A 14,400-nucleotide genomic window follows, 5' to 3' on the forward strand; every position below is an offset into this window, starting at 1 on the left:
ATTCCATTTAAAACTGAAATATTTTATTAACTAAACATAAAGGAGCCTACAAAATTTACAATTTTGTGGCCCAAAAAATTCAAAGAATTTTTAGGAGGTGAAAAAGATAAAAAACCAAGTAATTACAATTAAAACTAACTTTTTAATTTTACCACTCCTTTTAAGCTTAACAATACTGTTTTGCGCAAGTAGTGTTTCTGCTGCAGATGGTGATATAATTTACGTGAATAACAACATCGGGGATGACTCATATGACGGTTTTAATTCAATATACGACCCCATAACCAATCACGGGCCAAAATTATCCATTAAAAACGCAACAGGAACCGTAAACACAGATGGAACAGTTCAATTAGCTGATGGAGGATACACTGGAGTAAACAACACTGGAATCACAATTGACAGGAGCATGAAAATCATTGGCGAAAGCCAGAGTGGAACTGTAATTAATGCCCAAAGATTAGGCCGTATATTCAGGATTGAACCTGGAATCACAGTCACCCTGGAAAACATAACACTTGCAAACGGAGAGTCATCACGTGGCGGGCAAATCTGGAATAGAGGTACCTTAAACTTAATCAACTGCACACTCACAGGAGGACGGGCAGATGGAGGCGGATCCATCCAAAATACAGGTGTTCTAAATGTCACCGACTGCACATTCACTGGAAACGACGCTGCAAAATATAGAGATGGAGGAGACTATAAGGGTGGAGCTATCCTCAATTATGGAACATTAATCATCAATAACAGCACATTCACCGGTAATTACGCATGTTATGGTGGAGCTATCGAAAACTACTGTACTTTTGGCACTACAACTGCTGATATAACTAACTGCACATTCACCGGTAACTACCTCTACTTAAGAACACCTACATTTGATTTTGGTGGTGGTGGTGAGGGTGGTGCCATCTACAATCATTGCAATTACGGCACTATCAATGTTAATTTAACCAACTGCACATTCACCCGTAATGAAGCATTATGTGGTGGAGCCATCTGTAGCTTTAGTGAACATAGTGGTAGCACTATAAATCTTAACCTAAATAACTGCACATTCACAGATAACCGTGTAGGATTTGATTCGGATGGATTGGGAGGTCTTGGTGGAGCCATCAAAAATACTGCCCGTCAAGACGGTACTGCCACTTTAACTGTAATTAACAGTACATTCACCGGTACATCCATAGAATACAGCGCATTATATGGTGGAGCTATATTCAATTCAGGTGTAGATGGTGGAAATGCCCCTCTTACTGTAATTGGAAGCACGTTCAAAGACAACAAAGTTACATTTTTTGACCTTATAGGGGCAGGTGGCTTAGGTGGAGCAATATGCAATGAAGCTGATTATAGCGGTATTGCCAATATGGATATAACTGACAGCACATTCACAGGTAACTACGCAAGTTATGGTGGTGGGGCTATCTTTACCCATGCACTTGAGTTAGGCACCTCCATTGCCCATGTGAATTTCAACAGGTTCTTTGGTAATACCTTAGACCCTACATACGGTCATGGTACAACAATTTGTAAAGGCACCTACGGTACAGTCGATGCAGATAATAATTGGTGGGGAACTAACACTCCTGATTTCAGCCAGTTACTATATCAAATACCAGATCCTGATTCCTGGCTGGTGATGAACGCCATAGCAAACCCCCTATCAATTCAAGTGGGAGACACATCAACCGTAACAGCAACTATAGAATCTTACAACAAAAATTCTGGCCTATATAGTCCTGTAGTGCATTGTGCGCCAATACCTGCAATTTTTACAGCAACTCTCGGAAATATGGATCCTGAATCCACATTAATAATACCTAACCTAGGTATTGATCAGGTTAAATCCATATTCACATCAACCCAGCAAGGTACAGCAGCTCTTACTGCAAAAGTTGATGATGAAACCGTTGCATTTTCAATACAAGCTGACATCACCCCAACAACCCTAACAGTAGGTGATGTAGTGGGTTGTTATGGTAACACTGCAACTTTTACCGCCATATTAAAAAATGATTTAGGCCAACCCGTAGTTGGTGAAGAAGTCAATTTCTCGGTAGATTTGGGTTATATAGGACACGGCACTACCGATAATACAGGGACAGCAACCCTAAACTATCCACTTAACTTCGGCATCGGCCATCACGCCATTACAGCAGTCTTCCATGATGACATCTACAAATACTTACCCAGCGGAGGAACAGGGAATCTAATTGTAAATATAAACCCTACAACAACTACTGTTGATAATGTACACAATTTCGCAGGTCAAAATGTGAATTTAGTGGCCCATGTAGTTGACAGCGAAAGTAAAGCAGTAAACAGTGGGCAGGTTAGATTCACTGTGGGCAGTGCTACTCCCATAGTTGCCAATGTTGTTGGCGGCTTAGCTACAGTTACTGGTTGGACTATTCCATCTGACTGGCTTCCAGGAACTTACAACATAGTTGCTGAATACCTTGGAAACACCAACTACACTGCATCAACCAATACAGGTGTTCTGACTGTGGATCAGACCCCTACTAACGTTGTTGTAGATAATACACACAACTTCGCAGGTCAAAATGTGAATTTGGTTGCTCATGTGACTAGTCCTTATGGTTCAGTTAACGAGGGACTGGTTAGGTTCACTGTAATCGGCCCTGATGATATCTCTGTTCCTGTAGGAGACATAAACGTTGCTAGCGGAGTAGCTTCCACCACTTGGACAATTCAGTCTGCTTGGAACACTGGAAACCATAGATTATACGCTGAATACCTTGGATCCCCCGTCTACCTTGGATCACTTAATTCAGGAACTCTAACTGTGGATAGGACTCCTACTACTTTAACTGTAAGCGATATAACCAGTGATAAAGGTATTAATGTAGATTTGAAGGCTACTTTGCTTGATTACTATGGTAATCCTGTTTCTGGTAAATCTGTTACCTTTAAAGTGAATGGTGTGGATGTTCCGGGTTCTGCAATTACAGGTGCTGATGGTGTGGCTACAATGCCGTATACCATTAATCTTGTGGGTGGAACCTATAACATAGAAGCGACATTTGCTGATACAGACACTCAATATATCGGTTCTACTGGAACTGGCTCACTTAAAGTACCACAATCAAGCGTTTTCGTTAAAACCACAGTAAGCAACACTAACCCTATAGTAGGTCAAACAGTAACCATAACATTCAAATTAGGAAATAACGGACCTGATGCAGCCAAAAATATAGTGTTTACTTATGTTTTACCTGCAGAAATGGAATTAGCGAACCTCAGCGGTGACAACAACTACTCATACGACCCAGCGACTCGAACCATAACCTGGAAGATTGATGAAGTGCCAGCAGGCACTGATCCTTGGCTCTACGCCAATGTGAGGTTCTTAAACGCAGGAAACTTCAACATCAAACCAACCATAAACCTGGCAACATACGACCCAAACATAAACAGCAACATACAATCTGTAGTAATTAACGCAAAAGCTGTTCCTGTAAGAGTTAACGCAGCAACAGTAACAGGAAACGGGCGGACTGTAACATCTGGAGCCGCTCCATATTCCCCAGGAACCACACCTGAAGGAACATCTGGAAACTGGTTATTATCCTACTGGTGGATAATACTACTACTGCTTCTGATAATCTTTGGAGCGTTGATATGGTTCCTATTAGCAACTAAACAAGGAGAAACTGAGGGATAAGTAAATTCTTCCCCATTTTTTACTTTTTTTAAATTTTCTATAAATTTATTGAATATTCATCACTTTTTTATGTTTTCTGATTGTTTTTAGGAAATATTATATAATAGCAAAAACTAACATTTTTTGGATGAATACACTTACAAACTAATTAATCCAAACATCAATGGAACCATTTCACCTCAATTACCTTTTTTGAAGTGCACCATTAAACTGAATTCCATTTAAAACTCAACAATTTAATTAACTAAGCATGAAGGAGCCTACAAAATTTACAATTTTGTGGCTATCAAACACTTCGTGTTTGATGCCTGCAAAAACCTTTGGTTTTTGCGGTTGCAAAGCAAGCTTTTGCAAACATCAAAAATGTAATTTTCAAATGCTCTAAAAAATAAATTTTTTAGGAGGTGAAAAAATAAGAAAACGCACAACTAAAAAAATTCTCATTCCTATAATCTTTATCATTGCTTCATTAACATTAATAAGCGCTGTTTCTGCAGTAAATATACATGTTAACACTACTGGAGACGATATTAATGGTGATGGTAGTGCTGATAAGCCATTCCAAACAATACAGAAGGGAGTAGATGGTATAGCAGATAGTGATACTGTTATTATTGCTGATGGAACATACACTGGAACAGGCAACAACCACATTTTAATTGATCATTCCATTACTGTACAAGGTCAAAGTCAGACAGGAACCATTATAAACGGGGCAGGGACCCGGATATTCAGTATATCATATGGATACAATGTTATAATCAAAAACCTCACGATAACCGCATCAAATAGAGCTATCGACAATTATGGTACTTTAACTGTGAATGACTGTACTTTAACTGGCAACACGGAACATGTTGGTGGTGCTATCTACAATGTGGGTACTTGTACTTTGAATGACTGTACTTTGACTGGCAACACAGCAAATCATGATGATGGTGGTGCTATCTACAATTATTATGGTACTTTAACTGCTAATGACTGTAATTTCAATGGTAACACGGCACATTCTTCCTATTTTGGTGGTGGCGGTGCTATCTGCAATTATGATGGTACTTTAACTGCAACTAACTGTAATTTCAATGGTAACAGAGCAGGGGATCAAATGGGTAGTGGTGGTGCTATCTGCAATTATGATGCTGGTACCTTGTATGTTATTGGTTGTAATTTCAATGGCAACAGTGCAAGTGGTTCTGAGTATGGTAATGGTGGCGCTATATTCAATAGATACGGTTATTGCTCTGTTACTAACAGTATTTTCACTGATAACACTGCACATCTTACTACAACGCCTGGTGTAAACTTTATTAATTATATCGATATGTACATGTTAGATGGATATGGTGGTGATATCTGTAATGGTGCTAATTTGGATGTGATTAACTGTATTTTCAATGGTAACCATGCAGTTGATATTCCCGGAGGCGTTTTCAATGTTTTTGGAGTTGTCACGAACTTTAATCTCAATCGCATACTCGGAAACACTAATATCCAATGCTGGGGTGCAGTAAACTGGGGAATTAATTGGTATGTTCCTGCCAGTTTAATTGTCACAATAACCGGACCAACAACTGTCAATGCAGGTAATACAATCACATACACCATAACCGTTACCAATAATGGTCAGGGTCATGCGGATAACGTGCAAATTCAGGATATTATCCCTACAATTCTACAGAATTTGGTCCATGACTCGTTTAATCTGGGAACAATAAATGAAGGATCCTCTAAAACAGTTACTATAACTGGAACAGTCCCATCAAGCGTTACCCAGGGAACCATCATAGAAAATAGCGCTACTGTGACTTCCCGCACTCCTGCAACAATTACACCATCAAATATCATAAGAACCATAATCTATGTCATAAAAACAAACCCATTAATCAAAAAAACACTAAGCAATAACCTCAAAATCAGTCAAACATTTGCAATCATCAACAATGGATTATCCAGAGAAACCATAGCAAACCTCATAACCTTACAGGAATGGTTTAAAACAGGTAATAATTATGGTGACGGCGGATGGAGTTACGTTTCAAACAATATGACAATAGCAGGATTAATAATTGCAATTCTAGCTGTTTTTGGAGTTTTAGTAGCATTAAAAAGAAAATAAATTATGTGATCAATATGAAAATCTTATTTGTGGAACCACCAAAGGTATTCTGGTTTGTAATGGGAGAGTACATGCCTCCACCTTTGGGAATACTTCAATTAGCTGCCTATTTAGAGTCTAAAAATCATAAATGGGATATTGAGGTTCTGGATTCCCAGGCTGAAGATTTTGGCTGGGACAAACTTCAAAGATATATTGAAAGAGCAGCGCCAGATATAATGGTTTCCAGTGCACTGGCAACCTGTAACACATTCACCATCCTCAGAACACTGGAAATAGCCAAAAAAATCGGCCCTAACATTAAAACAGTGGTTGGTGGTCAACATTTCACGGCCCTGGCAGATGAAAGTCTGAAAATGTATCCTGAAATCGATTTCGTGATTCGTGGAGAGGGAGAAGTTACCCTACATGAATTGGTCAAAAGTCTGGATGAAAACAGACCCCTTTTGGATGTTAAAGGACTTTCCTTTAGAAACGGCATGAAAATCGTGCATAACTCTCCACGACCATTCATCAAGAACTTAGATGACCTACCTTTCCCTGGTTATCATTTTGTAGAAGACCATATGAATAAATATAACTTCAAAATGATGGCCCATTCTGGTTCAGGATATGCACTGGTTGAAGCATCCCGTGGGTGCCCTCATAAATGTACTTTCTGCTCACAGTGGAAACACTGGGGATGCAAATGGAGGCCAAAATCCCCTGAAAGAATTGCCGATGAAATGGAACAGCTTTACACCGAATATGGCATTAGTTTTTTATGGCTCACCGATGACAACCTGGGCCTAGGCAAAACAACCAGCAAACTATGTGATGAATTAATCAACAGGGGACTTTCAGAGGATATATCCTGGTTTGTTCAATCAAGAAGCGATGATATCATAAGACATCAAGATAACCTTCCTAAAATGAGAAAAGCAGGAAATTACTGGATAATGGCCGGATTGGAGCGCCATGATAATGATATCTTGAATAATTATCATAAAGGAATTAAACCATCTGATTCCAAGCTTTCCATGGATCTGTTAAAAGAAAATGACATATTTTCCCAGGCTACATTGATAACTGGTGATAGGAACGATTCCCATGAATCTATTCAGGGTTTAAGAGATTTCGTTAATTATGTGGATCCTGACATTGCAATTTTTATGATTCTAACTCCCTTTCCTGGAACCAAACTCTATGAAACCGCCAGGGAAAACGGGTGGTTGGAGGATGATAACTGGGCTAATTATGACATGGTCCATGCAGTTATGCCCACAGAATACCTTTCACGTAATGAAGTCCAGGAAGAGTTGTACCAATGCTACCGGAGCTTCTATGGGAGCATGAGGAGAAGAATTAGTGGTGTGTTATCACGGAATAAGTTTAAAAGGCAAACTTATCGTTATATGGCTGGTCAGGGACTCCTACATGCACTGAGGGATTTATATTGAACTTTAAGAAAAATAATATTGAATTTCAATCCATTTTTTTAATAATAGTTTCTTTTTTGGGCCTTTTTTTCCTCATTGCAATGTATCTATGGTCTCCTCCCTCAAAAACGTATTATTCTTTTCAAAACCCATTAATTCTATCTATTTTCATTGCAATATGTCTTTTAGGAATTATGGCGGCTATTTATCCTTCATTATGCCAAGGTCTAATGAAATTTCAAAAAGAAATGGAGAAAAAGACTTCTAAAGTTGATAATATACTATTTGAAGGCCACCACCCTGATTGTGGGAAGTTTGAATCCCACACATTTTGCATCAAAGGGAAAAAATACTGCCCTGGATGTTCAGGACTTTTTATTGGAGCTATTATTGCAGTAGTAGGAACTTTGCTTTATTATTTCGCTGGTTTACCCCGTATATATGGACAAACCTTTTTTTGGATGGGGGAAGTAATGGTTTTTCTCGCTTTGTTCCTGATTGTATTTTTAGAAACAGAAAAAAAACTGAAATTCATTTCTAACATAGCACTGGTTCTGGGATCCTTTCTTATACTGATAGGTATTATGGCAGTTAAAGAGAATTGGATAATGGAAATTTACTTCTTATTTCTGGTTATATTCTGGATATTAACCCGTGTCAGTGTCTCTGAAAAGTACCATGAAGATATATGCAGGGATTGCCAGAAAGAATCTATCTGTATTTACGAATAAAAAAAAACCGTATTTGTGTGGAAAAAAGAGTAAAATAAGAAAAGGAGAATATTCACAGTCCTATCTTTTCCGTGTACCGTAAATTGCACCAAATATTATCAATAGACCCACTATGACAATAACTGCTGGCCATATATAGGTCCAAATGTCTTTGAATCCTGTTAATGATGCCAGACCTATTAAAATAAATATAATACCTATAATCAGTGGCCCAATTATATTCCCATGAGGAAGACCAAAACATTCCTGTCTTTGACGATAGTAATGGTCATCATGGTGGCGGTGGTGATGCCTTCCCCCATAATCCGAAGTTTCTTTTAACGATTCTCCACATTTAGAGCAAAACTCTGCGTCATCTGCGTTTTTAGTTCCACATTTATGACAATAAACCATAGAATACCCCCTATATGCATTATAATTTCTTCAATTAATGTCCATTATATTATATTTTGAGTAAATTAACGTTAATATTTTTCCCTACTCCGAATAGATGTAATGAACTATTTTTTGGTCTTATTTTTATTTGTCTCCAAAAAAAATGTAATTTAAATCATATCATTCATTAGGATATTTAACAGAATTCATATCTTCCATAAATTCTATCCCAATACTGGCATGACTATATTTAGCGTGTTTGGCGAGTTTTCTAAACCTTTGAAGACATTCTTCACCTTCATCAGTTATTTCATAATATTTTACTTTCCTTTTTCCTTGGTGTTCCCATGATCCTTTTATTAACCCATTTTTTTCTAGATCATGTAGTACGGGATAAATCTTACTGGCACTGGGCATTTTACTCTCATAAGGAGTAGATTCATGGAGTTTAGTCATTATTTCATACCCATGCAGCCTTTTTTTGCTAATAAGCCATAGAATCATGATGTTACTGAAACTCCTTATTAAACCTCTAATAAGCTTTTTTTCGAATTTAGACAAACTTATACAGATTTCTGTATGTTTTTCCATATGTTTATGTCCTATTTCCGTGTTTACACCACTTTTTAGGCCATATCCATTTGAATCGTCCATCGGCTTACTTCCTTTACTAATTCTATGATATATCAAATTTCGATACTTAGTTATTTGATATATTTGATTTTATATAACTATTTTCGATATATCTAAAATGACACATTTAATTAGGATATTAAAAGCATCATGAAAATAGGATTCAAAGAAAGTTTAATAATCATACTTTGACTTTAAAAATAAATTTGAAAAATTAGTATATATCAAATGCTAAAATGAGGAGTATTCATGAGATAATCCTAATTTTAAGCCTCCTGAATTGTCCATGATTAAAGTAACTATAATTATTCCATTATTGTCCGCTGTTATCTAATAACCACTCTTCATTTAACTCTTTTCTTTTCTTATCTCTTGCACTTTCTAATCCTTTTTGTAATCCAAAGCTTGAATTAAGATGATCTGCCATTAATTCCATTGCTAATTCTTCATCATTAAGTTCTTCATCTGTAGTATATCCAATGATAGCAAATAATGATTCTTGCCATGCTTTATATTCTTCTGTAGTCTCAAGCGCTTTTATTAAATCATTATCAGCACGTTCTATCCCTTTACCTTGATTTTCATTACTCATTTTTTTTCTCCTTTTTTATGTTTCACAATACTCTTTATTTATATCAATGATACTAACAATTATTGATTTATCAATTATTTTTAAGGGATCTATGATTTATCCAATTGAATTAAAAAATTTATTCTAAATTTGAACTTAATTTATTCAATAAAGAGTTAAATTGTTCCAGTTCGCTCTTACTAAAAATAGATTTAATTTCTTGAGCATTCTGGGACATTATTTTTGATGTTTCTTCATATAAATCCTTACCCTTATCTGTTAAATATATTAAAAACTCTCTCCTGTCATGATATGAATTCTTCCTATCAATAAGTTCTTTATACTCAAGTATATTTAAAATTCGTGTAATTGCTGCTCTATCTCTATGTGCTAATTCAGCCAGTTTCTTTTGATTACTTCCTTCAGATTGATATATAATACTTAAAATAATCCATTGATCCAATGAAATATTGTGTTTTTTAAGTTTATTTTGGAGTTTTCTTTTAACCAGGTATCTTAATTTAAAAGATGCCCATTCTATATCATTTTCATCAAAAACAACATATACAGACATTCATCTATTTTTAGCAGTTTGGTCTATATTAATATCAAGTTATAAATCTAATTCCAGATAACTATTGGATATTAAGGAGGGTATCAACTTTGAATACAGCAATTTTAGAAAAGGGACAGCTTAAAAAAGAATTGTTTGCATTTTTAATTATTACTTTTGCAGCGACCATCCTTCTTTCATTTGTTATCTATTTGATTTCAGGCCCTATATCATTTACACCATCTAGATTATGGTATATTTCATTTCAAGCTTGTATGCTAATACCTGCTACTGTTGCTATATTTTGTATGGTTTACTTCAAATCTAAAGCCTTAACCACGGAAACAAAAATTATATTTACTTTCTTCCTGATTTATACTGTTCTATTCATCTTTGAAAGCTATTTTCAGCCAATTACAGGGACTGTGGGCATGCCTATCGTTGCATTACATCCAACTGATATGAATATACCTCTAATTTCAATGATTGTCGCCATTTTGGGAATTTTAACTGTAATTATTCTGAACTTAAAAAAGAAATGGAGAGAAGGTCTGGAACCTTCAAAATTAGTATTTGGAAAAAATTTAAGAAATTACCTGATTATACCTCTGATTCTTTCTCTAATAATCATTCTTAATTATATTCTTAATTATATTTCAGGATTAGGCGTTCCCACAAAAGAATTTAACTTGAACCTGTTCTTTAGCACTTTAATACCCAGTTTAATTTTGTCATTCTTCCTATTATGGCCCAACTATTTTGGAGAAGAATATGGATGGAGAGCGTACCTCCAGGACAGATTATTCCCTCTCTTTGGCAGTTATAAAGGTGTTTTATTACTAGGTATCATATGGGGTCTATGGCATGCTCCACTTATACTGGTTGGATTAAATTTTCCAGGTCAACCAGTACTCGGAATTGGTTTAATGATTGTTTCTACCATTATAATGGGCATTATTTTTAGTTACGCTGTTTTAAAGACTGGAAGCGTTTGGATAGCAGTAATGCTACATATGCTTGTAGATACAATCTTTCCAGTGGGCCAATATTTCATTGCTACATCCATTAATCCCATATTTTCATTTGGAACAGGAATCTATGGTTTTGCGATTATGGCAGTATTTGCACTAATTCTATTAAAGTTTAAAGTCTGGAAAATAAATGAAAATATTACATTAACTGAATAATTACGGGAAAAAAGAAAACTGACTCCATAAAAAACTTATATTTGAAAAAAGATAATATATTATAAATTAAAATAATATGGAGGTGAAATTATGGAAACACAACAAGCGAGTGGTGGTTCGATGATAGCCCTTGCTATTATTATAGGAATCATCATCCTGATATTTCCATTCTTAGTATATTGGCTAGCTTGGTTTTCGGTATTTATGTTGTTCATTGGAGGCGTTGTTGCCTTAATGACAAAGTAATTCCATCAATCTAACCTTGAATACAAAAAAAATCCCTTAAATTTTTTTTGATCATAATCCAAGGATAAATTTATATTTTTTTATTTACCTGCCATCTTTTTGCCTATCTCCCGAGCCTTTTTAATGTCTTCTTTGTCTTTAACAGCTCCAGGCATTTGATTTCCCTTTGAAGAAAGCAAATCAGTGACATTGTAGCCAAGGAAATTGAACATGTTTCTAGTGTAATCAAAATACTCTGTAAACATGTTTTCAGAGTTACCCTGCGAAAACACAAGTGTCATGTCTTTTTTACCGTATTTATCCTCAAAATCAGTTCCAAAAAAGGCGTAAAGTCTGTCTGTAAAGAGTTTTGTTTGGGCTGACATCTGCCACATGTAAACCGGCGATCCTAATATAAATGCATCTACCTCTTTTATTTCACTGTAAATACTCTGCATATCATCATTTGTGGCGCAATCTCCCCCACTACCCTTACAATGTTGACATGCGTTGCATGGCGCTATGTTCATTTTATGTAAATTTAAAATTTTTGTCTCTGCTCAGGCATCACTTGCTCCTTTTAGAGCTTCCTCAACAAGTATTTCAGTGTTACTACCTTTTCTTGGGCTGTAAAAGTCTATGACTTTGACACCCCAAAAAATCGTAGATTTTTTGACGGCTTCCTGTAAATCCTATTACCCTAGGAAACTTTCGAAATCTTTGATTTCGATGCATCGAAACTGGAAGTTTCGAATGCTTTGTTTCCGGGACCTCAAAATCTTCGATTTTAAAGGCTTTCATTTCCTCAACCTCCAAAATTTAATTTGAAATATTGAATTATTTAAAAGATAAACCCTAATTGATCTTTTTTTTAAACCCCTTAATTTTTATCTCAATATATTTATATCTTTATTAAGAGAATCTTATTAATTTATATTGATCCAAAAGATAGATATCATTGGTTTATCTTTATAAATTCCATTCCATTGTCTGTTTGGAACTATTTAAGTAGATTTTGTAACTTTTAAGTGACTAAGTAACCATATGGTAACCTGGTGAGAATATAGGACCAATGAAACGTCTTGTGACAACCTTTGTCCTGTAAGCAAGGCTTTAGTGTTTATAAGTAAAAAATGGAGTGTTGAAATAATCAGAGACATGTTCTTTGGCAAGAAACGCTTCAAAGAATTTAAGGAATGAAACCCTAATTTAAGTAATAAAGTTTTATCAGACTGCCTTAAAAATTTGGAGAACAATGGACTTATTGAAAAGAAAATAATAAATTCTAAACCGATTTCTACTGAATATCATTTAACTGAAAATGGAAAATCATTAAATCGAGTTATATACGAACTTGCAGTTTTTGCTTTAAAAGAAAGTGTCGACGAAGAATATGCCAATGAATCCACTCGTATGCAGATAAAACAAAATTTTAAGGAAACATTACAGATTAATGACTAAAAGGAATGCATAATTAAAGTTATAATTCTTCAAAGGTGCTATTTTGACTCTTAAAAATGATTTAATCTCAAAAATATCTGATAAAAATGTTAATATCCATGAATTCGTTCAAATTGTGATTAATGACGGATCTATACGGGATGAAATAGTAAATCAGATGTTGAATAACAAAAATATAATGGTGTACTATCATTCCTATTATATCATATCTAAAGCCAGTGAATTAAAGCCAGAAATGTTTTATAAATATTGGGATGAGTTTGTTTCACTGTTAAATCATGAAAATTCGTATCATCGAGATTTTGGCCTAACTTTAACTGCCAATTTAACAGAAGTGGATAAAGAAAATAAATTTTCTTCTATATTTGAAGATTATTTTAAATGCATCAACGATTCAAAATTCATGACTGCCAGACATTGCATTCAAAATACAGCAAAGATTCTTGCAAATAAACACGAATTAAAAGATGACGTAATAAATATGCTATTGGATATAGATAATCGATGCAATTTTCCCCAAAAACAAAAAGCTTTATTAAAATCAGATGTTATAGGCGTGTTTGATGAATTTTATGGCAAAATAACCAGTAAAGAAAGAATAAATGAATTCGTGAAAACTGAATTAGATAGTATTAGCCCCAAAACTAAAAAAAGAGCCAGAGAATTTATTTTGAAGTATGAATTTTAAAATTTTTAATGGCTTTTTTAAAAATATGGCAGAGATAGTATGAAAACTTGGAATACCGAAAATTGCACAATCTACCAACTACTAAAAGATAGAAGCAATTCCTTCCTAATTAACCAGGGAAATAATTACATTCTTGTTGATACAGGCCATAAAAACTCATATAAAGGACTAAAAACCAAACTTGACGAACTTTTAGGCGAAAATAAATTATCATGTTTAATATTAACTCATACTCATTTTGACCATGCAGAAAACGCGTCCAGAATAAAAGAAATGTATAAATGCCCAATAATTGCCCATGAAAGCGAAGCAGACTATTTAAAACATGGAAATACTCCTTTACCGAAAGGAACTAACATTCTAACCAGATTTTTAATAAAATCAGTTGTAAAACGTGTGAATCCACAATCTGAATATGAAACTGCTACTCCTGACATTCTTGTATGTGAAAACTATGATTTATGGCCCTTAGGATTTAATGCATACATCATTCACACTCCAGGCCATACAATCGGCTCTATGAGCATTATTATTGATAGTGAAGTAGCTCTTGTGGGAGATACACTGTTCGGAGTGTTTAACTGGTCAACATATCCTCCTTTTGCTGATGATCCTAAAACTATGATTAAAAGCTGGGGAAAACTACTTAGTACTGATTGTAGACTCTTTTTACCAGGTCATGGGAGAAAAATTAGTCGTAGACTGTTGGAAAAACAATATGAGAAACATAAAAGGTAATAATAGAGAACCT

Annotated in this window: 13 protein-coding genes and 2 pseudogenes; 9 read left to right on the forward strand and 6 right to left on the reverse strand. The window is 35.1% G+C overall.

Going from position 1 to position 14,400, the window contains the following annotated elements; genetic code table 11:
• Positions 1–97: 97 nt before the first annotated feature.
• Positions 98–3,691: an Ig-like domain repeat protein gene (locus HZC47_05340; protein ID MBI5680296.1), complete on the forward strand. Its 3,594-nt coding sequence runs from the start codon at positions 98–100 to the stop codon at positions 3,689–3,691.
• Positions 3,692–4,072: 381 nt separating this feature from the next.
• On the opposite strand, the gene HZC47_05345 is transcribed toward HZC47_05340, so the two are convergent.
• A complete protein-coding gene (locus HZC47_05345) occupies positions 4,073–4,345 on the reverse strand; it encodes a hypothetical protein (GenBank protein MBI5680297.1) in 273 nt (90 codons plus the stop codon).
• A gap of 166 nt (positions 4,346–4,511) precedes the next feature.
• Between HZC47_05345 and HZC47_05350 the strand changes: the two genes are divergently transcribed.
• From HZC47_05350 to HZC47_05360, 3 genes are read left to right on the forward strand one after another with little or no spacing between them, the layout of a single operon-like run.
• Positions 4,512–5,807: a DUF11 domain-containing protein gene (locus tag HZC47_05350; GenBank protein MBI5680298.1), complete on the forward strand. Its 1,296-nt coding sequence runs from the start codon at positions 4,512–4,514 to the stop codon at positions 5,805–5,807.
• Between the two features lie 14 nt (positions 5,808–5,821).
• Positions 5,822–7,246, forward strand: coding sequence for a cobalamin B12-binding domain-containing protein (locus tag HZC47_05355; GenBank protein MBI5680299.1), 1,425 nt, complete (start codon positions 5,822–5,824; stop codon positions 7,244–7,246).
• Positions 7,240–7,956, forward strand: coding sequence for a restriction endonuclease (locus tag HZC47_05360; protein MBI5680300.1), 717 nt, complete (start codon positions 7,240–7,242; stop codon positions 7,954–7,956). Before HZC47_05355 ends, HZC47_05360 begins: the two co-directional genes overlap by 7 nt.
• Positions 7,957–8,016: 60 nt before the next feature.
• Here HZC47_05360 and HZC47_05365 read toward each other — a convergent pair whose 3' ends face one another.
• From HZC47_05365 to HZC47_05380, 4 genes are all read right to left on the reverse strand, one after another.
• A complete protein-coding gene (locus HZC47_05365) occupies positions 8,017–8,349 on the reverse strand; it encodes a zinc ribbon domain-containing protein (GenBank protein MBI5680301.1) in 333 nt (110 codons plus the stop codon).
• Between the two features lie 162 nt (positions 8,350–8,511).
• A complete protein-coding gene (locus HZC47_05370) occupies positions 8,512–8,985 on the reverse strand; it encodes a PadR family transcriptional regulator (GenBank protein MBI5680302.1) in 474 nt (157 codons plus the stop codon).
• Positions 8,986–9,277: 292 nt separating this feature from the next.
• Complete coding sequence (locus HZC47_05375; GenBank protein ID MBI5680303.1) at positions 9,278–9,556, reverse strand: hypothetical protein; 279 nt, start codon at positions 9,554–9,556, stop codon at positions 9,278–9,280.
• A 118-nt stretch (positions 9,557–9,674) separates the two neighbouring features.
• Positions 9,675–10,109 (reverse strand): MarR family transcriptional regulator, encoded by a 435-nt coding sequence (locus HZC47_05380; GenBank protein MBI5680304.1) that lies wholly within the window; start codon positions 10,107–10,109, stop codon positions 9,675–9,677.
• A gap of 89 nt (positions 10,110–10,198) precedes the next feature.
• Here HZC47_05380 and HZC47_05385 point away from each other — a divergent pair, with 89 nt between their 5' ends.
• Positions 10,199–11,275 carry a CPBP family intramembrane metalloprotease gene (locus HZC47_05385; GenBank protein MBI5680305.1) on the forward strand — a complete coding sequence of 359 codons (1,077 nt, stop codon included), beginning with the start codon at positions 10,199–10,201 and terminating at the stop codon, positions 11,273–11,275.
• A gap of 90 nt (positions 11,276–11,365) precedes the next feature.
• Positions 11,366–11,521: a hypothetical protein gene (locus HZC47_05390; GenBank protein MBI5680306.1), complete on the forward strand. Its 156-nt coding sequence runs from the start codon at positions 11,366–11,368 to the stop codon at positions 11,519–11,521.
• 80 nt (positions 11,522–11,601) lie between these two features.
• Here HZC47_05390 and HZC47_05395 read toward each other — a convergent pair.
• Positions 11,602–12,162, reverse strand: a pseudogene (locus HZC47_05395) (flavodoxin family protein).
• A gap of 496 nt (positions 12,163–12,658) precedes the next feature.
• Between HZC47_05395 and HZC47_05400 the strand changes: the two are divergent.
• The 3 genes and pseudogenes from HZC47_05400 to HZC47_05410 all read left to right on the forward strand — a co-directional run bounded on the left by HZC47_05400 (position 12,659) and on the right by HZC47_05410 (position 14,387).
• Positions 12,659–12,961, forward strand: a pseudogene (locus HZC47_05400) (helix-turn-helix transcriptional regulator).
• A 43-nt stretch (positions 12,962–13,004) separates the two neighbouring features.
• Positions 13,005–13,649 (forward strand): hypothetical protein, encoded by a 645-nt coding sequence (locus tag HZC47_05405; protein ID MBI5680307.1) that lies wholly within the window; start codon positions 13,005–13,007, stop codon positions 13,647–13,649.
• 39 nt (positions 13,650–13,688) lie between these two features.
• A complete protein-coding gene (locus HZC47_05410) occupies positions 13,689–14,387 on the forward strand; it encodes an MBL fold metallo-hydrolase (GenBank protein MBI5680308.1) in 699 nt (232 codons plus the stop codon).
• Positions 14,388–14,400 lie beyond the last annotated feature (13 nt).

Source organism: Methanobacterium sp. (assembly GCA_016222945.1).
Taxonomy (GTDB): domain Archaea; phylum Methanobacteriota; class Methanobacteria; order Methanobacteriales; family Methanobacteriaceae; genus Methanobacterium_D.